General features: G+C 54.1%; 18 protein-coding genes. 9 read left to right on the top strand and 9 right to left on the bottom strand.

Features of this window, described 5'->3' with window-relative positions:
• The first annotated feature begins 46 nt into the window (after positions 1-46).
• The 3 genes from nadA to WC598_RS10825 are packed head-to-tail and all read left to right on the top strand — an operon-like array spanning position 47 to position 2,609.
• On the top strand, positions 47-955 hold the full coding sequence (gene nadA / locus WC598_RS10835) for a quinolinate synthase NadA (protein ID WP_372961514.1): 909 nt from the start codon (positions 47-49) through the stop codon (positions 953-955).
• A 36-nt stretch (positions 956-991) separates the two neighbouring features.
• On the top strand, positions 992-1,579 hold the full coding sequence (locus WC598_RS10830) for a thiamine-phosphate synthase family protein (RefSeq protein ID WP_372961513.1): 588 nt from the start codon (positions 992-994) through the stop codon (positions 1,577-1,579).
• Positions 1,566-2,609: an AIR synthase family protein gene (locus tag WC598_RS10825; protein WP_372961512.1), complete on the top strand. Its 1,044-nt coding sequence runs from the start codon at positions 1,566-1,568 to the stop codon at positions 2,607-2,609. The genes WC598_RS10830 and WC598_RS10825 overlap by 14 nt, the downstream gene beginning before the upstream one ends.
• Here WC598_RS10825 and WC598_RS10820 read toward each other — a convergent pair.
• The gene (locus tag WC598_RS10820) at positions 2,567-2,857 is read right to left on the bottom strand and encodes a hypothetical protein (protein WP_372961511.1); all 291 of its coding nucleotides are present in this window, start codon (positions 2,855-2,857) and stop codon (positions 2,567-2,569) included. The genes WC598_RS10825 and WC598_RS10820 overlap by 43 nt on opposite strands.
• Positions 2,858-2,861: 4 nt before the next feature.
• Complete coding sequence (locus WC598_RS10815; RefSeq protein ID WP_372961510.1) at positions 2,862-3,557, bottom strand: SOS response-associated peptidase; 696 nt, start codon at positions 3,555-3,557, stop codon at positions 2,862-2,864.
• Between the two features lie 101 nt (positions 3,558-3,658).
• On the opposite strand from WC598_RS10815, the gene WC598_RS10810 reads away from it, so the two are divergent.
• The 5 genes from WC598_RS10810 (at position 3,659) to WC598_RS10790 (ending at position 9,556) form a co-directional block, all read left to right on the top strand.
• Positions 3,659-4,186 (top strand): hypothetical protein, encoded by a 528-nt coding sequence (locus WC598_RS10810; protein WP_372961509.1) that lies wholly within the window; start codon positions 3,659-3,661, stop codon positions 4,184-4,186.
• Positions 4,186-4,452, top strand: a complete 267-nt coding sequence (locus tag WC598_RS10805) for a hypothetical protein (RefSeq protein WP_372961508.1) — start codon at positions 4,186-4,188, stop codon at positions 4,450-4,452. The genes WC598_RS10810 and WC598_RS10805 overlap by 1 nt, the downstream gene beginning before the upstream one ends.
• Positions 4,439-6,469 carry a type B DNA-directed DNA polymerase gene (locus WC598_RS10800; protein ID WP_372961507.1) on the top strand — a complete coding sequence of 677 codons (2,031 nt, stop codon included), beginning with the start codon at positions 4,439-4,441 and terminating at the stop codon, positions 6,467-6,469. The genes WC598_RS10805 and WC598_RS10800 overlap by 14 nt, the downstream gene beginning before the upstream one ends.
• A complete protein-coding gene (locus tag WC598_RS10795) occupies positions 6,459-7,961 on the top strand; it encodes a small ribosomal subunit Rsm22 family protein (RefSeq protein ID WP_372961506.1) in 1,503 nt (500 codons plus the stop codon). The genes WC598_RS10800 and WC598_RS10795 overlap by 11 nt, the downstream gene beginning before the upstream one ends.
• 227 nt (positions 7,962-8,188) lie before the next feature.
• Positions 8,189-9,556, top strand: a complete 1,368-nt coding sequence (locus tag WC598_RS10790) for a hypothetical protein (RefSeq protein ID WP_372961505.1) — start codon at positions 8,189-8,191, stop codon at positions 9,554-9,556.
• 78 nt (positions 9,557-9,634) lie between these two features.
• Here WC598_RS10790 and WC598_RS10785 read toward each other — a convergent pair whose 3' ends face one another.
• Positions 9,635-9,844: a hypothetical protein gene (locus WC598_RS10785; protein WP_372961504.1), complete on the bottom strand. Its 210-nt coding sequence runs from the start codon at positions 9,842-9,844 to the stop codon at positions 9,635-9,637.
• Positions 9,845-10,164: 320 nt separating this feature from the next.
• The gene (locus tag WC598_RS10780; RefSeq protein ID WP_372961503.1) at positions 10,165-12,363 is read right to left on the bottom strand and encodes a PKD domain-containing protein; all 2,199 of its coding nucleotides are present in this window, start codon (positions 12,361-12,363) and stop codon (positions 10,165-10,167) included.
• Between the two features lie 872 nt (positions 12,364-13,235).
• Between WC598_RS10780 and WC598_RS10775 the strand changes: the two genes are divergently transcribed.
• Entirely contained in the window at positions 13,236-13,742 is a 507-nt protein-coding gene (locus WC598_RS10775) for a hypothetical protein (protein WP_372961502.1), read from the top strand.
• A gap of 231 nt (positions 13,743-13,973) precedes the next feature.
• Here WC598_RS10775 and WC598_RS10770 read toward each other — a convergent pair whose 3' ends face one another.
• From WC598_RS10770 to WC598_RS10750, 5 genes are all read right to left on the bottom strand, one after another.
• Complete coding sequence (locus WC598_RS10770) at positions 13,974-16,061, bottom strand: glycine-rich domain-containing protein (RefSeq protein WP_372961501.1); 2,088 nt, start codon at positions 16,059-16,061, stop codon at positions 13,974-13,976.
• Positions 16,058-17,590: a hypothetical protein gene (locus WC598_RS10765; RefSeq protein WP_372961500.1), complete on the bottom strand. Its 1,533-nt coding sequence runs from the start codon at positions 17,588-17,590 to the stop codon at positions 16,058-16,060. Before WC598_RS10765 ends, WC598_RS10770 begins: the two co-directional genes overlap by 4 nt.
• A gap of 235 nt (positions 17,591-17,825) precedes the next feature.
• The gene (locus WC598_RS10760; protein WP_372961499.1) at positions 17,826-19,472 is read right to left on the bottom strand and encodes a PKD domain-containing protein; all 1,647 of its coding nucleotides are present in this window, start codon (positions 19,470-19,472) and stop codon (positions 17,826-17,828) included.
• 419 nt (positions 19,473-19,891) lie between these two features.
• Entirely contained in the window at positions 19,892-20,299 is a 408-nt protein-coding gene (locus WC598_RS10755) for a type IV pilin N-terminal domain-containing protein (protein WP_372961498.1), read from the bottom strand.
• Entirely contained in the window at positions 20,296-21,795 is a 1,500-nt protein-coding gene (locus tag WC598_RS10750) for a hypothetical protein (protein WP_372961497.1), read from the bottom strand. Before WC598_RS10750 ends, WC598_RS10755 begins: the two co-directional genes overlap by 4 nt.
• Between the last annotated feature and the right edge of the window lie 3 nt (positions 21,796-21,798).

Raw genomic sequence — 21,798 nt, 5'->3', positions numbered from 1 at the left:
GGTTTGATAAAACGGGATGCAAAATAGGATACAGGAGTTTAGAATCGTGCGGGACACACGCAGCATCCGGCAGGAGATCCTCCAGCTGAAAGAAGAGCGGAATGCTATCCTTCTGGTGCATAATTACCAGCCCGGGGAGATCCAGGATCTTGCCGACATGACAGGGGATTCCCTGGAACTCTCGCGCGCTGCCGCATCCATGGAGGGTGACGTAATAGTCTTCTGTGGCGTGGACTTCATGGCCGAGACTGCCGCTATCCTCTCCCCGGGAAAAACGGTCCTGCTTCCTGCGGAGGATGCCTGCTGTCCTATGGCGCAGATGATAACCGCGGACGAACTGAAACTGGCAAAGTCACGGCACCCTGATGCCGCCGTGGTCTGTTACGTCAACACCTCCGCGGATGTGAAAGCCGAGAGCGATATCTGCTGTACCTCATCAAACGCAGTAAAGGTTGTCAATTCCGTTGAGCAGGACACGATCATCTTTGTGCCCGACCAGAACCTGGGACGGTACGCCCAGCGGTTCACCAAAAAGACGATCCTGCCGTGGGAAGGATTCTGCATTGTCCACGACCGGATAACACCGGCCATGGTGCACGAAGCAAGGAAAGCCCACCCGGGTGCCCGGGTTCTCGTACACCCGGAATGCCGCCCGGATATCATCGATCTTGCCGATACGGTGGCAAGCACATCGGGGATCATCAGGCACGTGTGCTCGGCAGAAGAGAGAGAATTTATCATCGGCACCGAAGTGGGAATCCTGCACCGGCTCTCAAAGGAATGCCCGGCCAAGAGATGTTACCCCCTGTCGGAAGGCGCCATCTGCCGGAACATGAAAAAGACCAGCCTTGTACTGGTCCGGGATTCCTTAACAACGCTCAGGCCCAGGATTGTTGTGCCGGAAGCTATTGCGGTGAGAGCCCGGACTGCTATTGAACGGATGCTCGCACTCTGAAACCCGGGTGCATCTGGGGAATGGGGAAAAACGATCATGACTGACACTGAGCTTATCGAAATGCACGGGATGGTTTCCCTTGCACTCGGACAGATCGAACACTGCGGGGAGTTTGCCACCCTCATACCGGAAGTGAGATCGAACCTCGTCTTCGCACGGAAGAACGCCAGAACCCGTGAGGACGTACTTGCGGTTGATGGCAGGATTACGGTTGTAAACCATATGCCCTGTGCAGCCGGGAGACTCCGGTTAGGTGCATCGAGCCATATGGCCCGGCTCATCATCGAGATGCAGAAGTATGACCCGTCAATCCGGGCAGGAATTGACTTTGCCAGCACCCCGGAACTTGCCCGGTGGCTGGAAGACTATTGCAGGTCAAAGAGTTGGGGTTTTGGTGTCATTGATCGCAGGAATGAACCGGAAGAGATCAAGGCAGCTGAAGGCGCCTCCATGCCCTGGAAAGTGAAGGAGGCCGTACGGGCTGCCGGAGGCAAACCTCCTGTGATCTGTTACGAGACCGGTGCCATGGGGAAAGAGCCCGTTTCCGTGCTGCTCGGAAAAGACCCGCTGGAAATTGCCGATCGGATCTGCACGATTGCGGGATTGTACCATGACCGCAGGTAAACCAAAGATAGGGAAGATCGATAATACCCTTTTTTCAGAGTTCCTCCTCCACCGGCTGGGAAAAACCGACCCGTCCGTTATCGTGCCGCCAAGGACGGGGATCGATGCCGGGGTAGTCGACATCGGCAACGGGAAAGTCCTGATCATTGCAGAAGATCCCATCTTTGCCGTCCCGAAACAACCCCTTGAAATGTTCGGCTGGTATACCGTGCATATCGGTGCAAGCGATGTGGCGGTAATGGGCGTGAAACCCCAGTACATGACCTATTCCCTCCTCCTCCCGCCGGAGACCAGCGACCAGGATTTCCGAACGGTTGTCGATTCAATCCATACAACGGCAGTGGATCTCGGCATTGCGATTGTCGGGGGTCACACAGGATACTACCCGGGATTCACTTCGCCCACCATCGGGGGAATCACGGTCTTTGCGATTGCGGATAAAGACGCATATATCACTCCTGCCGGGGCCAGGCCAGGTAACAACGTAATCCTCACCAAGGGTCCCGCCATCGAGACCGCAGGCATCCTCTCGGTTCTGCGTGAAGCGGACCTGCGGGGGAAATACCCGGAAGAACAGATCGAAAATGCAAAAGCACTCTGCCGGCAGATGAGCGTAGTTACGGATGCTCTCACCGCAATGGCAGAGGGTGGGGTCACCGCGATGCACGACGCAACGGAGGGGGGCGTTATCGGGGGTCTGTTCGAGATCGCGGATGCCAGCGGTGTCGGGATGAAGATCGACGAGTCCCTGTTCATCTATCCCGAAGAAGTGCGGATGGTCTGCGAGACCTTTGCTATCGACCCGGTTGCGGCTATCGCCGAAGGCTCGCTCCTCATAACAGCAGACCCGGCATATGCGGGAAAAATAATGGCTGCACTCGCGGGGGCCGGTATCCAGTCATCCGTCATCGGTACTGTTACCGGAGATGCCTCCGTACGGGTTATGAAACGCATTGACGGGACAACGGTTCCCCTCGCAATACCAGTTCAGGATCCGTTCTGGCCGGTATTCTTTGAGAGCCTTGTCTGATCTTCAGGGCTTTCTTCTTTTTTCCGGGCCATAATCCTGTTGTAGGTCTCCTCGCCCACGCACTCCTTTGCGTACTTGCACCACTGGACGCAGGTGAGGATATCGTTATAGACCACAAACCCGCAGTTGCTGCAGGCTACCGATATATCGTTTGAGAAGAGTTCAACTTCCTCGCCGCACTGGGGACATTTCTTTATCGCGAGCGTGGGCGTGCGCAGGTTTGCTGAACCGGGGCAGTGATCGAGCATGGTGTTACTCCTCCAGCAGAGTCTGCTTCCCGGCTGAAGAATCCAGCGGTTGTACCAGGCGCTCATCATCGGTTGCAGGCGAGTTGACGAGCGGGAGAACCGGATACCCCACCATACGCTCCGACGGGAACGGTACCAGCATAGTGGCCATAGCCTCCGCAGTCAGGGATTCTTTTGCAATCCAGTGTTTCTCATCTGCTTCCCGGAGGATCACCGGCATCCGGTCGTGAATTCCTGCCAGACGGGTGTTTGATCCACAGGTAACAATCGTATACGTGGAGAGGGTCGTGCCATCAGGGCAGGCCCAGCGGTCGTAAAGACCGGCAAAGGCAAAGAGCCGGGTTTCCGGAAGGTGGAAGTAGAACGGGACGTTTCGTTTTCCCTCTTGTTTCCATTCATAGAAACCGGAGGCAGGAACAAGGCAGCGCCGATCCCGGACAAGGTGCCGGAAGACCGGGTTCTCCCGGAGATTCTCTGCCCGGGCATTGATCGGGCGCCGGGCAGAGGAGAGGTCACAGGTAAAGCCGGGGACAAGGCCCCACGTCATCAGAACCATCTCACGGGTTTCTCCACCTACGATAACCGGCATCTCACTCCCGGGCGCAATATTGAACCGGGAGCGGGCGCCCATCATCGGGTTGAAGACCCGGAAGCGGTTGCCGAGATCATCGATACAGACAAGGGAGTACCTGCCGCACATCACAGCTCTTCAGATCCACCCGGGCATCAATGTTGCGATAACACTTTCACTCCCCGCCAGCCTGAGCCTTATCCACATCAGTGCAGCAGGGATCCGGTGCCATGCTGATCGAACTCTCGAAAGGGATCACCCTCCACCCGGGCTCATTTACCGCGGTACTTGCACCGGAAAAAAAGATCCTTGCTGCCCTCAACAGCAACACGGATCTCCAGAGGTTCCTCTTCCTGTACATCTGCGGCAACTATTCCCGCATCCTCACCGGGATCAGCCGCACATCAGCCAACTTTGAAGTCAGGAGGCCGTTTACCGCAGACCAGTTGCTGACCGTAATCACCGAAGCGGCCCACACCATCGTGTTTATTGAACACGATCCCACCCTGTTTGACGGTGCAGGACGGCTTCTTGACCCGGTGGGATCGGCCCTCCGGCAGGCCGGGCGGGAGGCGCTTGTGATCCTCTGGGCACCGGCCAGTGACCGCTCGTTTGCCGCGCTGGCACGGCAGGCAGACCGGGTCATCGAGATCATTGCTGAAGAGCCTGCGCATAGTGCACAGAATTTCCACTCCCGGCACACCTGTCGCGGGGGCCGGGCAGCCATGGGGGGTCAGAAGACCCTGGAGGTTTCCTGATGGGGAGAAGCGTTGAGAGTATCCGACAGGGGGTGAACGCTGCAACAGGACGCTGGGCACGATCAGCACGAGCGCTCCCGGATGGAAAGCAGCAGGCCAGCGGGGAAAAACTTGCGGCGCTTGCAAAAAGCCATTCCAGCGAGGCGTTCTTTGTCTGCGAAGATCCGCTGGAGGCTGCCCTCTTCTCGGTGGTTGTTGAGCTGCTAAGGTGCCGGGACGAACAGGGCAGGAAGAGGGGGGAGGAGGAGCCGCATGTGGATCGTTGACTCGGCCTCACGGGGAGGGATCGATCTGTGGTGCAGGGAGAGATCGGTGCGGGTGATCCACCACGAGTATGATCCACCGTTCTACCTGTACCTTCCGGACCCGGATGCATACCATGAGATGACAACTGCGCTGGAAGAGGAGTTCCGGGCCGAGCCCTGCACGTTCAGGACCATCTTTGGGGAACACGAGGGCTACAAAGTCTTTGCCGGCCGTGACGTGGCAGAAGCCATCGAGCGGCAGACCATGTATGCTGCGCAGCTCTTCAACGTGGATATCCGGAAAGACCAGCGGTTCATGGCAGAGAGGGGGATCCTTCCCTGCTGTAACGGCATGGAGACCCGGTTCTCACCGGAGATCACCCACGACCTGGACCTGATGGAGATCCGGATCCATGGCAGCCCGGGCCGGGACCGTGCCGTTACAGAGATCGAGATCATCCACGGGCGCACCGAGCGCCTCACAGGAACCGGGCGGGCGGTGCTCTCCGATCTCTCCGGGCTTGTCGATGCCTGCGACCCGGATGTTCTCCTCATGCCCAACGCGGATCGCTGGATGCCGATCGTGCTGGAGCAGGCTCGGGACATGGGGATTCCCATGCCACTGAGCCGGAACGGGAAGTACCGGACCATCAGTTCACGCTCCTACTGGAGCTACGGGCGGGTGGAGCACAAGGATGCGGCCATTATTCCTGACGGCAGGATCCTGATCGATACCGAACAGTCGTTTGTGTACCGGGAGGGAGGGCTGGCGGGCGTGCTCCTCGCGGCCCGGCTTTCGGGGATCTCCCCGAGCCTTGCATCCCGCCTCACTCCGGGCACAATCATCTCCGGTTACGAGACCTATGAAGCGGTGCGAAGAGGCATAGCAGTGCCGTTCCGCAAGAGCGATGCCGAAGTGCTCCGGAAATTCACCCGGCTCAAGGGTGCTGACCGGGGCGGGATGATGTTCCAGCCAGAGCCCGGCATCTTTGAAAACGTGGAAGAGATCGATTTTACTTCAATGTACCCGTCAATCATTGTTCTGGAAAACCTGTCCCCGGAGACCCTCACAAACAAGGAAACACGGGGGTTTCTTTCAACGGCCCTTCAACCCCTGCTTGTCCTGCGGAAAGAGACAAAACAGAAGAAACGATCCGATCCGGGTATCGCCGGTCTCGATGCGATCCTCAAGTGGATGCTCGTTACCTGTTTTGGCTACACCGGATACAAGAATGCGAAATTCGGCAGGATAGAAGTGCACGAGGCCATTACCAGGAGATCCCGCGAGATCCTCTTGCAGACCAAAGACATTGCCGAGGAGATGGGGTTTACCGTGCTGCATGGGATCGTGGACTGCCTCTGGGTGCAGGGGTCGTCCCCCGTTCAGGCATTGCAGGACCGCATCGGTCAGGAGACCGGGATACCTGCCGAAGTCGAACATTTCAACTGGCTGGTATACCTCCCCTTAAATGACGGGTTCGGGGCGTACAACCGCTACTATGGCAGGCAGCCGGACGGCAGCGTGAAAGTCCGGGGCATTGCCGCACGCAGGCACGACACTCCCGGGTATATCCGGAAAATGCAGGGGGATATGCTTGTCGTGATGGCCGGAGCAAAGACCATTGCTGAACTGGATGAGCGGTGGGATAACGTGTGCGGGATCTACCGGGCTGCGGTGGCAGGACTCCCTTCCGCACCCGTGCACGAGCTGGTCATCAGCCGGAGGATCAGCCGGCTTCGGTACACCCATCGCTGCATAGAGGGTGCAGCAGTGGCTGCATACCAGGCAGGCGGGGAGGATGTTGCCCCGGGCATGAAGATCCAGTACATTGTCCGGGATGCACGCGCATACCAGGTGGATCCGGTCTGGTGTGCCAAAACCTTTGATATCCCCTACTACCGGGAGCTGCTGGAGCGGGCATGGGCCGAAATAGCATACGCGTTCCGGGAAGGGCGGGCAGACAAAGAGATGCAGGTGCAAACAGGCAAAGATGTAATATCGCATGCCGCCAAGTATCCGGCAGATAATGGTCAGTAAGCAGATCCTATCCACAATCAGATTCGTTGCCGGCACAAAGCCGGTCTTTCACCTATCGGAGATCATCCCGTACCTTGAAGAGAGCCTGTCCGTCGAGGACCTGTTTAAAGGGATCTCCCCTGAACTGGAAAGGCTCGGACTTGCAGCACAGAAAAAAGGCGGGGATTATGAAATATCGCGGTACTCACCTCAGACGGCGTATGTCCTGAACCCGGAAGAGACCGCCCGCCTCACCCAGTTCTTCGAACAAAGGGCACTCCCGGGACTTCTCCAGACGAGCATCGAACAGTACATTGCAAAGAAAGTGGGAAAAGACTTGACAGATCCGGTCCTTATCGAGCGGCTCCGGCGGGCTATCGTTTCCCAGAAGGACGATTACTGGAAACCGCAGCACAAGCGGGTCCTCCGGTACGTCAAGGGGTACAGCGTTCTTGGTTACCTCGCATACCACCTCCCGGTCTACTTCATGCAGACCGAATACCTCCTTGCCCTGCTCGCCCGGGAAGGCCGGTTAAAAAAGAGCATGACCATCCTCGATGTCGGCACCGGGCCGGGGGTTGTCCCGCTCGCGATCGCGGACTTCTACTCCCGGCTCGATACGGCAAAGGCAGACATCTACTCCCTTGAGCGGTCAGAAGAGCACATCGAGGCGTTCTTGACCTTAAGGGAGAACTGCGTACCCCGGGGGGGAAAGGTCAGCATCAAGTCGCCGGTCAAGGCGGACATCCGTTCGCTTGACATGGAAGCCCTGCCACCAAAGATCGACCTTGCGATCTTTTCCAATGTCCTCAATGAACTGCCGGATGCCACGATGGAGATCCAGACAGGGATCGTTGCAAGGATAGCGGAACGACTGGCTCCTGACGGATTTATCCTTATCGTTGAGCCGGCTGACGAAGAGAACGCAACCCGGATGCGATCCCTTACCGTGGCACTCCATGCAAAAGGCCTGTTTATCGCAAGCCCGTGCTCGTTCATCTGGGGCACACCCTGTACGGCCCCGCGCTGCTGGAGTTTCAAGGCAGAGCCGGCAATAAAGATGACCCGGCTCATGGAAACGCTGGCCCGGTGCGAGGAGTCGTTCCGGTTCGTGAATACCGATATCAAGTACAGCTATGCGATTCTCAGTAAAGATCCAAAAACAAAAGAGCATTGCCGCCTTCCTGCCGAATCGAAATTCATCCGGTTCTCCAAGCTCACCCACCATGTGGAAAAACGGGTCAATGCTGCCGGCGTGAAAATGAGCGGGGAGCTGGGCAGCGCCCGGAACCACGTGTATAAAATCTGCGACGGAACGGCAAAGACACCGGTCTATGCAGTGCTTCCCTCCTACCACATTACCCCGGAAAATGATGCGATCACAAAAGCACCCTATGGATCTCTCCTCGAGATGAAGGGAGTGATCGTGCGGTACAACAAAACCCACAATGCTTACAACCTGCTGGTGAGCAGGAATACGATAATATCCGGCCGGAATCCCGATACGCCATAAGAGGGATGGATTTGATCTGCGATAGTATGGCGGGGATGCGCACGAGCCGGAAAACGTTGCGTCCGTCCCGTCCGTGATCGGGATTATAGAAAACAGAGCAGGAACACCGGACCGGGCTTCCCGGGGATATCTTTTTGCCGGTTTTCTATGAACAGTCCGGCAAAAACCAAGGCAAAGGCTCCCCCGGGTTAATATTTATTGAGGATAAATACAGTATCTGTGATGCAATGGACGATCTGAACCTGGGCAGTGACGAGTCCATCCAGAAAAAAATACCAAAGATCATTGTTGCCGGCACCCGGTCGGAAGCAATTCTTACCAGCAGACGTATTCTTCTTGCAGAACGTGAAACGGGCAGGGTCTTTTGGGAGTGCCAGTACACTGACATCACCCTTGTCATTTCAGGTGTAAACAGCATACACGAACCGGTTCTTACCATAACCTCCACCAGGCCGGATAAAGAACAAGAGTCAGTAGAACTCGTTTTTGTTTACCAGTCCGCCGGCCAGAATATCCGGGACCTTGAGAAATGTATAACGGCCCTCAAAGAGCAGAACGTCCCCTTCCAGAACACCGGCCTTTTGAGCGCAACAACACCCATGAGCCGCGTTTCAGCCGTGAGCGCCAGTCTCCAGGTGGATGAAGAACCAAAAGACGAGCGCACAGCATCGGACCGGACCCTGACCGGAAACTACCGGAAACTCAAGCAGCTCCCCCCGGAGAACTCCCAGGAGAAGTCATATTTTACCACGGTTGCAATCGTTCTCGTGGTTATTGCCGTTCTCATCGTTGGTGCATTCATTGCCGGACAGGTACTGAAAAACAAGAATGCCCCGGTCCCGGTGGTTACCCCTGCGCCGACTGCGGTCACTACCGCTGAACCGGTGCCGGCTGAAACCACCGCGGAGGTCCAGCTCACACCCACGCCCTCAGCCACACCCGCCAATACTACAGGGGAAATGAGTATTCCGGTGAATGGGATCTGGGCAAAGATAACATACCCGGGGAACTATTCCGGGTCTCTCGGGGCTCAGGGACGGATGTATGCGGTGAACAATTCCGGGACCCGGTTTGTCCCGTTACCGTTCCACGATGCTACAATCGACGGTACCGTTGAGAAAGGTGACGGTTCTGCAGATATGCTGGAGATTGCCATCTATAATGGCGGGTCCCTTGTATCTGCAATCAATACCACGAGGCCCTTCGGCACGATTGATGTTCATGTACCGGTCGGGCCTGCACAATGGAACGGGCTGGTAGTCACACCAACACCGGAGGCAGTGGTGGTTATACCCACGCCGGAGACATCCCTTGCCCTCCGGACGGTACCGTCAACCGGGGTGTGGGTCCGGGTTGCCTATCCGGGAACGTTTGCCGGATCTATTGGTTCAAATGGAAACTGGAGGCAGGTCGAAAGTTCGGGGGACCAGTTCTACCAGATACCAATGAAAGACGGTCTGGTTGAAGGAACCCTGGAAAAAAGCGACAATTCGACTATGAACATGGTTGTTCAGGTCTACAAGGACGGGACGCTGGTTTCGTACGGGAATACGACCCGGCCGAAGGGGAACGTAGAGTTCCACAAAACGGTGTAAGGGATTACCCCCTTTTGGGAAAAATGGGGAGTGCCCCACAATACGGGGAATAGCCTTCGCTGTCATGGATGACATCTGTTACGAGGGGGGCAGAACAACGTAAATCGGCGTTGGTGCAGTTGTTGGTACCTTCGTGGGTATGGTTGTTGGCACAGTTGTGGGTGTTTCGCCGGGAGCAGTTGTTGGTGTGGCCGGCGCAGTACTCGCAGGCGATGTGCATCCGGCAACCAGGATCAGCGCAATGCAGGCAACAATGATAAAAAGGGATTTTGACGAGAGTAAATGCATATTTCACTGTTATATCAGTTGCCTATATTCTTTTTTATGGTATCATTCCCTGCCGCACATCGGATAGCCATTTTACGGGAAGATCGAGAAGAAGAAGGATATCAGGTTCAGATGCAAACTTCCGTTCACGACAGGTTCAACAGGGTAAAAGATTCTTCGTGTTGGTAATTGAGTGAATAGTATTCACCTTTGTATCTACCCAGACGGGGAAAAAGTACATTTTCGGGTATAATCCCTTCCGTGAGACCCCACCAGGTACCCATTAATTGTGCAATAACAGGATTGAAGGTAAATTTTTAATGGGTGGGTATTATTTGATTTCAGTAATGGAACACGACTGATATGGTATGATCGACGATAACATTTGTGAAGGTGTACGTGTAAGCAACGTTATCGGCTTTGGGGAAGCCGGATAAAGCAACACCATCTACGGTCACACTGGTGATATATCGATTATAATTAGGTGTAATTGTAAAAGCCTGCGTTCCTCCATCCGCGACGGTCCGGGCGGAGCCTGGGGATATTGATCCATAGCTTGATCCTGAACTGATTGACGGTGTTATGGTATGCGTGGAGGATCTCACCGTAATTAAATTCGTCTTGGTGACGGTACTGCTCCCGCCGTCATTGGTAGCGGTCAATGATACGGAATAAACACCTGCAGTGTTATAGGTATGGACCGGGTTCTGCCGGGTCTGGTACGTGATATCCCCGTCGCCAAAACTCCAGGACCAGGTTGTCGGATGGTTGATATCAGTGTTGCATTCATCCGTGAAGGTAACCGCAAGGGGCGTCCATCCTGAGGTGGGCGACGCAGAGAATGCAGCAGTCGGAGCATACACCGCCGCGATACGGTAGACATCGGTCACATAGGTCCGGGATATGCCCGGCCCGGAGTATTCCAGGGATATGACCGCAGCTTCTGCATGGTTCCACTGCTTGACATTGATCGGATGATACCCTTTTGTCAGGTACACCGATCCGGTACTCTCTCTTGGGGCATGCAGATTATTGTCGTCTATTACTGTCGAACCATCAATCGTGAGTACTGCTCCATCGTCGGACCACATGTAGAAGGTGTAGGTACCGTTTGTGGGAATATTGATGAATCCGTCATACTCGCAGGAGTAGTACTCCGTAAAGCCGAGATAGGGGAACGGCCAGTCGGGGATATCGCTCGACAGGTACGAGTAATTGGTAAGGGCAATATTGTTGGCAAAGTGGATCCGTGGGGGATTATTGGTAAATGCCAGGTTCGCCTGGTCCCAGGACTGCTCAACGCTGTAATACCTGGCACGCCATCCCGACACGTATTGCCCGACGATGATATAATTGATATAAGTGACGTTGTCGCTGCCACCGGCATTGGATGCGGTCAGGGATACGTTGTAGTAACCCCGCTGTGTGTAAATATGAGATGGATTTTGCAAGGTGGAGGTCCCGCCATCGCCGAAATTCCAGGACCATGAGGTAGGATAATTTGTCGATGTGTCCGTGAAGGTGATATTGGGGGATGAAACACCCCAGAAGGGCTGCGCAGTGAAACTGGCCACCGGGGGCTGGGGGCTTACTGTGATATAATTAAGCTTCGTTGTAGAATTGCTGCCATAGCCATTGGTCACCGTCAGGGTCACATTGTAGGTGCCCAGAGCCCCATAGGTGTGAGACGGGTTCTGAACGTTTGAGGTTCCGCCATCGCCGAAATTCCAGGACCAGATTGTGGGAGAATTGGTTGAACTGTCGGTGAACGCAACGGTAAGCGGGAGCGTCCCTGAAACGGGTGTGCCGCTGAATAGTGCAACCGGGGGCGGTGGGGTTATCGTGATGTAATTCGCCCTGGTTGCAGTACTGCTGCCCACACTATTTGTCGCGGTCAGGGTGACGGAATAGGTACCGGGCAGAGCATAGGTATGGGAAGGATTCCGTTGTGTTGAATTCGTGCCATCGCCAAAGTCCCAGAGCCAGGATGACGGGCTGTTGATCGAAGTATCCGCAAAGACCACGGGATACCCGGCAAACTGGGTTGTCGGCGTTCCATTGAAACTTGCGCTCGGGGGATAGATTACCGGAACCTGCGTGGGCAGGCCACCGGGCCCGAACTGTGCTGCAGCAAGAGAGCCGCCGGAGGAGCCGCGGGTATAAATGATCTTAACCTCCGAGATCGTATCGGACTCGGGGGCTGTATAAACCAGCGATTCGCCAACAGACCAGGTTTTCCAGCTGGAATCGCTATTCTTGGAGAAGGAGCCGGTCTTGTCCAGACCATTGACAAGAATAGTAATTTCATTGTTCTGGAGGATATCCCCCCCATTATGATAAACAAAGACAGTACGATCGAGATTGGAGATCACCGCTTCCACGGAGGGTATTTTCTCGGGGGTTCCCCCGGTGAGGACGGTCGTACTGATAACCGCAATAGAAATGACGACAACAGAGACGAGCAGAATGGCACCAATGACATCCGAGACTCCGGATTCACGATTCGCAACCATATGGTGACAGAATTTCACAATGCTCATCCCTGAATTATAATGCTTATGTATTACAACCATATATCTTAAGGCTGCCTTTGGGGGAAGATCCCATCGGGATTCCCCTGGGGGGACCGTTGTTCCTGACACGCCATAAGGGGTGACAGTTGCAAGGGATCAGAAAACGGATCTGATCAGCATAAAGGGAACCGGCTATTGTTCTATTTCCGCGATCCCGGGTGCGGGATCATACCGTGGGGAGATTTTAACCAAGCATGGCCGGATCGTGGATCGGCCCCATCATCAACGGGTACCCGGTGGCAAAACGCCGTATATTCTCGGCATTATGGGGCCACGGGTCAGTTTTTTTTAAGGAGATACCACTCATATGCCGGATTTTTATTATTGTACGGACAGGATCTGACAGGGTCATGCCATATTTTTCAGAAAATCTGTGGTAAAAACAAAATGTACCCATGTGACCCCTTTGATTCAAACACGCGATTCTGGTCACTGCGAATGAACACGATTTGAGTCGTAAAAATTACCCATTCTTACGTAAAAATACTATGAGATTTTAAAAGTGTTACCTGGGGGTCGCACGGGTACAAATGAATTCCAGGCAGTAGGTCGCACACTCCAAAAGATCATCACAGGCCGGGACTATTCGTAAAATTAACAACTGAAAATAGGGCAGATCTGAAATGGAAAGAGGAGAAAGGAGCCGCAGGTCTCCATTGGAAATTCATCTGCGTGACCAAAATTTACAATCGTTCGTCCAACCACCAAGGATTTATCGGACCCATTCATTCTCATGCATAAGGACTCGATGCACTTTTTCGGGCTCCCTGCGGGGGGGCACGGGTCATCGCGGGAGAGACACCCGGAGTACTGCAGCAGATGGTTCGGAGACATACAATATGACACTGTTTCGTGTTAAGCCCGGGACAAAAAGTACCGTCATCCGGTTGAAAGACCCGGTTTCAGACATTAAGACGTTCGAGGGCGTCATCCGGTCACTTGTTCTGACAAACGCACTGGAATGCACATCCTACCGGAGTGTGGCAAGGCACTACCCGCCGGTCGATGTGGTTCGGGAGATGTATACGGCGAAATTCGCATATATGGATGCAAAAGGGAAACGAATCGGGAGTGGTTCCGAGGTGTACAACTCCATTGAGGGCTATGAGTGCGGCATCGCTGCCGTCATCTCCAACATGGCCAATATCGCGGCGCATTGCGGGAAAGTAAAGCATCTCCCGGGAGCCGATCTTTATTCTGTCACGCTGAAGTGCCATGATCCAGGCGATGAACTCTTTTTCCTGAGTATTGCCCGGAACCGGGTGACCCTGTCATCGTATAATGATGACCGTATTCGCCTGCGGGTCAGGACCTGGGTTGATGGGCTGCCGGCACGGGCCACCTGATATCACCCCGCTGCAATGGATGAAAACCCTCCTTTTTTGCATAACCTTCATCCACCGGATCAGCTCCCGTCAGGGCCTGGAGCCACACAAAATCCACCATCTGCATAAAACGCCAGAAAGAGTAAATTCTGTTAAAAGAGGGGATCGTATCCCGACACCGGGGCAAGGGAATGAACAACGGGAGGGTCTGACCTCACGCCGGTAATCGGCCCATCCTTCGGCAACGGCCAATCAATACTTGATGATGACGATACCGGATCCGCCATTGCCCCCATTGTAGCCCGTCCAGCTCCAGGTGTAAAAACTACCCCCACCACCGCCACCGCCACGATTTGATACTCCGTTTGATCCGGCATAGCCATCGCCACCATTTCCGCCACCGCCGCTGCCGCCGCTGCCGGCGGTATACTGGGAGTTGGCACCGCCGCCACCGCCCCCTGCATAGTATACCGATGACCCGGAAATGGATGATGAGACACCTGCGCCTCCATTACCGGCAACAGAGTTTGTGGCAGCAGTACCGGCAACACCGGCACCGCCGCCACCGCCGCCATTGCTTGTATACCCGTTGTTTCTCGCCCCCGCACCTCCACTGTTCCCCTGACCGCTGGTACCTGATCCACCGCTGCCACCGCTCATTGCGCCACCACCGCCGGAACCACCGTTTCTTCCGCGGGTAGTGCCATCCCAGCTGCCGCCACCACCGCCACCGGTTGTGGTAATAGTCCCGAATTCAGAGATCTCTCCATTTGAACCGCGGGAATCTGAAGCGGTTGAACCGTCCCCTCCGGACCCGACATACACCGAAATGTCATCACCCGGAGTAACGGTTAAGGTACCTGCGAGGAGGCCCCCTGCACCACCGCCGCCATTCCACCCGCCACCACCGCCCCCTGCCACCACGAGGTATTGAACCGTTGTAACATCGGAGGGCACGATCCAGGAACTGTCTCCGGTATTTGTGAATGACCGGATGATGTAATCCCTGTAGGTAAATGCCCCCGTCCCGGTTACGGATCCACCGGGCGCCGTGACAACAACATCAACAGCCCCCACAGCATGCGCAGGAGTAACTGCGGTGATCGAGGTGCCGCTGGCAACCGTGAACGAAGTGGCCGCCGTACCTCCAAAGGTTACTGCCGTTGCCCCGGTAAAGCCGGTCCCGGTGATCGTGACACTGGTGCCACCCACAAAGAGACCGGTTGCAGGAGAAATACTGCCAAATGCAGGAGCTGCGATAAACGAGGCTGCAATCGTATGATTCACTGCAACATTCGTGAACGGATAACTGCTGATTGCTCCCTGCGACACGCCATCCACCAGCACATTGCTGATCAGATACCCGGAATTCGGAGTTATCGTGAAGCTCTGGTCGGAACCATGGTTAACCAGTACTGCCCCGGACGGGCTGATCGTCCCACCGCTTCCCGCGGATGCAGTGATCGTATACGTGTTGATCGCAAACGAAGCCGAGATCGAGTGCCCGCTCACGACATTCGTGAATGAGTAGCTGCTGATTGCTCCCTGCGATACGCCATCCACCAGTACATCCGTAATATGATACCCGGTATCCGGTGTTATCGCAAACGTCTGGCTGCCACCCTGGTTTACGGTTATTGTTCCGGACGGGCTGATCGTCCCGCCGCTTCCCGCGGATGCTGCAATCGTATACGTGTTGATTGCAAACGTGGCAGCAATCGTATGATCGGCCACAATATTCGTAAACGAGTAACTGGTTACAGAACCCTGCGACACGCCATCAACGAGCACATTGCTGACATGATACCCTGCCAAAGGAGTTATCGCATAGGTCTGGCTGGCACCGCGGTTCACCAGTACGTTCCCGACCGGGCTGATCGTCCCGCCGCTTCCTGCCGATGCAACGAGGCTGTGGTAGAGCGGCAGGGTAGTTACCGGCGCAGAGACATAAACGGACTGAATAACATGGGTGACAGAGCCGTTATAGACAAAGGAGATAGTAACCGGTGTCGGCTCTCCACCAGGTATGGTATACTTGAGGGTATCACCGACGGAAAAACTTGACCACCCGACACCATCAAGGGTGGTGAACTGGTTTGTTTTATCCAAACCATCAACGATAATCGCCAGCTCGGCTTTCGGGAGCGTATTACCGCCATTATGGGAGACCAGGATGTTGTTACCAACATGAATCACGTCGGCAGTCATGGATGGGATCGTCTGTTCGGGCTGGGCCATGATTGTCACGGCGGCAATACTGATGCCAATCGTGAGCACGGATACCAGCATGAGCGCGCCAAGGAGGTCAGTTACCCCGGTTTCCTGGTGACACCTGTTCATTGCATTGTTCCGCCAATCCCATGGATTGTTTCCGAGTAGAATGCCTGCGATGCAATCACATTGATATCGGGAGATGGACAGGTAGAAACATCATCATCACAAAGACCCCTTATCCGGATAAATACTTCCGTTCCTGATTGATTAACCTGGAAGTTAGGAACGCCGGCAACGGTTGCGATATAGTTGAAATAGTTCTTCCACATTGCCTGGGCCTGGGGATCCGGTGTATTGACACCGATCCGGATCCATTTGGTATTCGCACTGTTTGGTGTATACGCATAGGGTAAGGGGGTGATATTGGTCAGCCGGCTCTTCAGCTGGACCGGGCTGTTGCCACCAACAACACCACGGTTGTTGGGGTCAATGGTAAGGGCGTTGATATTCACGGTCACAATGTTCTTTGACGTATCGATGTTTGAGACGTTATTATAGGAGAAGGTGATCTCCGGAGGGAGTTTATACGAGGTATTGCCATCGGTCTGGGAAAGGAATACGCCCCCAAGCTGATAATAGTAGTTCTGGTTGATCCAGTAGTTGTTCTGGGAGCGGTATTCTACGGCTCCAAGGGGAATGGGAGAGACCGTATACGGATTTGTTTCCGCGTAATCATAACTGATATTTCCCGTGGCGGTGATGGAGCCCAGGGGTTTGTCCCGGGTAATGCCGACAGTAACCGGGGGAACGGTAGCTGACTTCAGCCCATACGATTCATCCATCAGATCGATAGTGTAAGTGGTGCCGGCACGTATATTCCGGTACACCGGATAATTCTGCATCGTGATGATGCCACCCTTTTTGACGGTGACGGTGATATCCGTACCATTGTACGCGTATGCATTCATCGGAACGAGACATCCATAATTCCCATTGCTCCACACAGAAATGGCAGTTCCATTTTGATTTTGTGCCGGAACACATGCTGCCTGGGGATTAGTTGGCATAAAATAATTCTGATAGAACGAGGTTTCCGGTGTAAAATTTACATACGCAACCCATGACGTTGTATTTACCGTTGCCCCGAAGTTCCCGTTGGCGGAAAGATCCGAGGACTGGATATTTGAGAGGTTGACATAGATATGACCCGGTGTATTTTTGGCCGTGGCGGGAAGGTCTGTACTGTATTTCACCGTATTATTGAGGATGAAGGAGCGGGAGGACAGGGTCAGGGTTTCTGGAGTCGCAGTTCTCTGGTTGATGGCAATAATACCACCGGAACTCGCAGGGTTCATGACCGGGACAATACTCATCATACCCTCAGTAAATACCCCCTTTGTCCCGAGCGTGAAGGAATCGCTCATGGTCAGGCCGACCTGCTTATTAGTGAACAGGGAATCCAGGCTGAGTTTGTAGCCGATAAACTCATCCTTGATCACATTCATGTGGGTAATCTCATCTTCACGTCCCTGTGCCGGGACACCATACGTGAGATATAAGGATGCAACGATCCCGATGAGACCGAGAATAAGAACAAAACCGATAACTTCAGACAGGGCAGTGTCATTCTGTTTTCGTGAAGATGGAACCCTCATAATTCAATAATTCGTCTGCGGCTGGGATTATATAAGTATTAGTATCGTTCCCGAAAGGATACCCTCGGATAAAAACAGGGTTACGGATACCATTTGTTAAAAAACCAGATATTACACCATGGGTTCAGAGTGTTGGGCCCTTAAAACCTGGATAACCGGCCCAATCCCTGCAGACGCAGATTTGGATTATGTATCCGCTCCTCATGGGGATACGCCGGGCTCAGTCAGAAAAAAATCAGAAGGGATAATCGGCAGAGCTGGCGAAATAGTCCTCAAGATTGGTAAATGTCACCAGCGTCCCGCCACTTGTGACATCGAAGCCATCGCGGGCGATCACCACACCGGTAAAGGATCCTCCTGAAAAAGTTACCTTCCCGTTGGGGGCAAACAAGACCCCACTCACGCCGCTCCCGCCAAGTCCGGTAATCGTGATATCGCCGGTTCTCGCAATAATTACCACATTCGATGCAGATGGCCTCCAGGCAGTAGAGGAATAACTATCGGCAAATATTTTCAGATTGTCTGCAAGAAGGCCACTGGTCACATATCCCCGCTCCGCATAAAAAGCTGCAGTTTTTGTTGAGGGCAGCGCCGTATCCGGCATGGTAAATCCCGGTACGGTACTCTGGTGGATGCATTTGGACAGAATATCCGTATAATAATATGAAGGGGCATTCAGCGAACCCGTGTAATAAATATGTGAATTGCTGTCAAGCGTGGGTGTCCAGCCAAGGGTAAGATCGCCATTCACGTACACATTCCCATGTATCCGTGCATCTTTTACATTGAAATTGCCCTTGACATAAACGTCCCCATAGATATCCCGTGCACCATTCAGGAGGTTCATATTCCCGTTGACATAGATGTTCCCGGGATTGCTCTGGGATCCCAGTCCGGCACTTCCCCCGTCGAGAGTAACATCCCCATCCACGTACAGGGTGTGGACCGCTATTGAGGTGCCCCCGTTAAGATCAGTCGTTGTCAGCGAATCGGTAAGGATTACGGTGGCATCGGGCCCGGATACCGTGGCACCGGAGAAGCTTAACTGTTCTCCGTAGACGAAGACATCGTCCTCAATGACATACGTAACAAAGGGGATCTTGGTTACCCAGATGTAGTCCGCCCGGGTCTTGGTACTGGAGCCATATGCATTTGTTACGGTCAGGCTCACCGAGTAGTTTCCGGGCGAGACATAGATGTGTGCCGGGTTCTGTACCAGCGATGAATTACCATCGCCAAAGGACCAGTTCCACGCTGCTACGGATCCCGTTGATGCATCCGTAAACTGTACCGTAAGCGGAATATAGCCCGACTGCGGGGCCGCGGGAACGGCAGTGAAGTTTGCAACCGGGAGTGGGATGGGAGTGGGGGTTGTTGTTGTTGTGGAGGAGGTACTTGTCGTTGTTGCAGTAGTAGTGCCGGTAAAGGTCCAGGTCGGGCCGGTTGTCAGGGCCCCGGCATTGAAATCAGTCTGGGCAAGTATGCTTCCTGAACCGGTACCGGTATAAATGATCTGGACTTTGCCGGGAAGGGGAGTGCCTGCGGGAACCGTGTAATCAAGCGACTGCCCGATACTCCAGCTGGTCCACGAAGGATTGCCATCATTGGAAAAGAGTGAGTTCCGGTTGACGCTGCTCCCGTCAAAGAGGATCGCCATCTCACCAATCGGCAGGGAATCCCCACCGGCATGGTAAATATGCAGGGTATTTCCGGTGCTGGAGATGGCGGCGCTGACCGCGGGGATATTCTGTGGGGGTGGCTGAGAGGTGATAAACACCGCTATGACCGCAATTGCGATAACTACAACAGATACGAGCAGGATTGCACCGATGATATCTGATACGGCAGAATCGTGTCTGTAACCGGATTTGAATTTCTGCATGGTTTTTTTCTCCTGACATCCGCTGGATGGTGCTCTGATTACCGGATTGAATACTTTTCTGTAGGGTGTACTAAGCGGATAGCAATTCTTAACTGTTGTGGAGGGGATCAAAAGGTAAAACCAGGGCGTAATGAATCCCCACACCGGGATCATACCGTTGAACCCGGGAGAAACCCCATCACCATCAGTTTTTCAGATTGTGCTGCCCCACCCCCAGGAGAAATGGAGACCTTAAAGGGTGGCCCGGCACTTCCCGCATCCAATAAACAAACAGATGCAAGATCGTAGAAAAACGGCCCGGCGGAAATGCCAGTAAATTGCACGGGAAAGGAGACCGTCATGCATGCCGAAGAGGATAGATATGACTGTGACAAACGGAGGGGATTGGTGGGTATGAGGGATACAGAACCCGATCCGGATTATGGAACAACCCACGACTGGAGGACACTTCCCGACGGCACTCCTGTATATACAAGCTGAATGTTCTTTGGACGGGATTGCCCAACAGGAACGTTGTACGTCAGGGTGTCTCCTATGGACCAGACCGACCAGGTACCACCATCCCCCTTGAGAAACGAGCCGGTGAGGTCGGCACCATCCACAAGAATCTTCAGATCATTCCTCATAAGAGGATCGCCACCATTGTGACGCAGCTGAATGGTATTCCCGAAGGTTATGAGTTCTGCCGATACCGCTGGGTTCTGGGGAGACGGCGGGGATACGATGGCGAGACCGACAAGGGATACTGCCAGACCCACAACGGCTACGAGGATAACAGCCCCCAGGGTATCGGATACGCCGGAATCACCCTCCCTCCACCGGGTCACTGGGCAATCCCGCCTACGCCCTGGACCGAGGGAGTATAGGAAGCATTCCAGGCAACAACATTGATGCCATACCGGTTCGGGTCAGCGCTGTTGATGACAATATAGGTCTCATTTCCTACAGTACCGGCAATCGTGCCGGAAACAGCGTTCGTTTTTACCATATAGTTGAAATAATTCTGCCACAGGGTTCGGGACTGGTTGTCGGTTGTGTTCAGCGCAAGCCGGATCGATTTTGTGTTGCCATTCCCAGGGCTGACGGAGGCGTAGGGTAGTTGCGACATACGGTTGAGGGTGGTCTTGATCTGGACCGGGCTGTTGCCGCCAATCTTGCCGCTGGCACTACTCTCAAAAGCAAGGACATTGATGTTGAGAACCTTGATGGTGTTATCGACCGTATCATTTGAAATACTGATTGCCGGGGGGAGTTTCCAGGTGACATTCCCGTCATACTGGGCAAGGAACACCCCCCCCATCTGGTAATAATAGGTCTGGGGGATCCAGTAACTGTTCTGAGCCTGGTACTCAAGGGATCCAAGTGCAACCGGAGGCATATTGTAGGTCATCTCACGGTAGCCATACGTGGCATTCCCGCTACCGGATATACCCGTCGAGGTATACGTATTGGAAAGTGAGAGGTTATCGGGATAAATCATGACAGATTCCAGGCCATAGGCAGGATCCATCAGGTCAACCGTGTATGTTCTACCGGGGGAGATTGTCCTGAAAACGGGAAGATCCTGAAGGGTGGTGCTGCTGCCTTTGATCACCGTAACGCCAATGTCAGTTCCATTATAAACAAGTCCCCCTACAGGATTCATGCAATAGTATAACATGCCGGATCCAGTTCCGCTCGTCCCGGTCAACTGCGTTCCCTGAGGGCAGGTACTTGAAGACTGGTTGGCTATTGTCGGGGAATTTGTCAGACGGGGAGTAAGATTCACCACGGCTTTCCACCCGGTTCCGCTCACCTGGGTCCCGTACCTCGTTGAGGTCAGGTCAGTTCCCGCACTGACGGAGATATTTACATAGAGATTCTGGGGACGGTTCATAATTCTCTGCGGAGTTCCTGTTGATGGCAGTTCAGTAACGGTGCGATTGGAAGGATCGACAATAAGGGACTGCGATTGAATGGTAAGAACCTCATTGTGAACCGGATCATTGATGGTGATAAGCCCAGACGATCCCACCGGGCTCATAATGGGAATGAAGCCCATCATTCCCTGCGAATATCCACCGGTCGTGCCGGGATTAAAAGAATTGCTCACCGAAGTTCCGACTTTGTTGTTGTTGAACAGCGAGTCGAGACTGAGTTTATAGGAGACAAACTCGTCTTTGACCTCGGTCATGTGGAGGATCTCATTCTCACGCCCCTGCGCCGGGACACCGTAGGTGAGATAGAGGGACGCGACAATCACAATCAGGGCTATTATCAGCACAAACCCGATAACCTCCGACAGGGCAAGGTCAGTTCTTTTTTGTGCAGCTGGATCCCTCATATT

This window comes from Methanoregula sp., assembly GCF_041645475.1.
GTDB lineage: Archaea > Halobacteriota > Methanomicrobia > Methanomicrobiales > Methanospirillaceae > Methanoregula.
The sequence above is the reverse complement of the archived record's forward strand: the minus strand, read 5'-3'. Positions and strand labels throughout refer to the sequence as shown.

Coding starts and splice junctions, on each gene's coding strand:
- WC598_RS10830 (WP_372961513.1), top strand. CDS start 992: ATGACTGACACTGAGCTTATCGAAATGCACGGGATGGTTTCCCTTGCA.
- WC598_RS10770 (WP_372961501.1), bottom strand. CDS start 16,061: ATGAACAGGTGTCACCAGGAAACCGGGGTAACTGACCTCCTTGGCGCG.
- WC598_RS10790 (WP_372961505.1), top strand. CDS start 8,189: ATGGACGATCTGAACCTGGGCAGTGACGAGTCCATCCAGAAAAAAATA.
- WC598_RS10815 (WP_372961510.1), bottom strand. CDS start 3,557: ATGTGCGGCAGGTACTCCCTTGTCTGTATCGATGATCTCGGCAACCGC.
- WC598_RS10750 (WP_372961497.1), bottom strand. CDS start 21,795: ATGAGGGATCCAGCTGCACAAAAAAGAACTGACCTTGCCCTGTCGGAG.
- WC598_RS10810 (WP_372961509.1), top strand. CDS start 3,659: ATGCTGATCGAACTCTCGAAAGGGATCACCCTCCACCCGGGCTCATTT.
- WC598_RS10800 (WP_372961507.1), top strand. CDS start 4,439: ATGTGGATCGTTGACTCGGCCTCACGGGGAGGGATCGATCTGTGGTGC.
- WC598_RS10795 (WP_372961506.1), top strand. CDS start 6,459: ATGGTCAGTAAGCAGATCCTATCCACAATCAGATTCGTTGCCGGCACA.
- WC598_RS10785 (WP_372961504.1), bottom strand. CDS start 9,844: ATGCATTTACTCTCGTCAAAATCCCTTTTTATCATTGTTGCCTGCATT.
- WC598_RS10775 (WP_372961502.1), top strand. CDS start 13,236: ATGACACTGTTTCGTGTTAAGCCCGGGACAAAAAGTACCGTCATCCGG.
- WC598_RS10825 (WP_372961512.1), top strand. CDS start 1,566: ATGACCGCAGGTAAACCAAAGATAGGGAAGATCGATAATACCCTTTTT.
- WC598_RS10760 (WP_372961499.1), bottom strand. CDS start 19,472: ATGCAGAAATTCAAATCCGGTTACAGACACGATTCTGCCGTATCAGAT.
- WC598_RS10805 (WP_372961508.1), top strand. CDS start 4,186: ATGGGGAGAAGCGTTGAGAGTATCCGACAGGGGGTGAACGCTGCAACA.
- WC598_RS10765 (WP_372961500.1), bottom strand. CDS start 17,590: ATGAGGGTTCCATCTTCACGAAAACAGAATGACACTGCCCTGTCTGAA.
- WC598_RS10780 (WP_372961503.1), bottom strand. CDS start 12,363: ATGAGCATTGTGAAATTCTGTCACCATATGGTTGCGAATCGTGAATCC.
- WC598_RS10820 (WP_372961511.1), bottom strand. CDS start 2,857: ATGCTCGATCACTGCCCCGGTTCAGCAAACCTGCGCACGCCCACGCTC.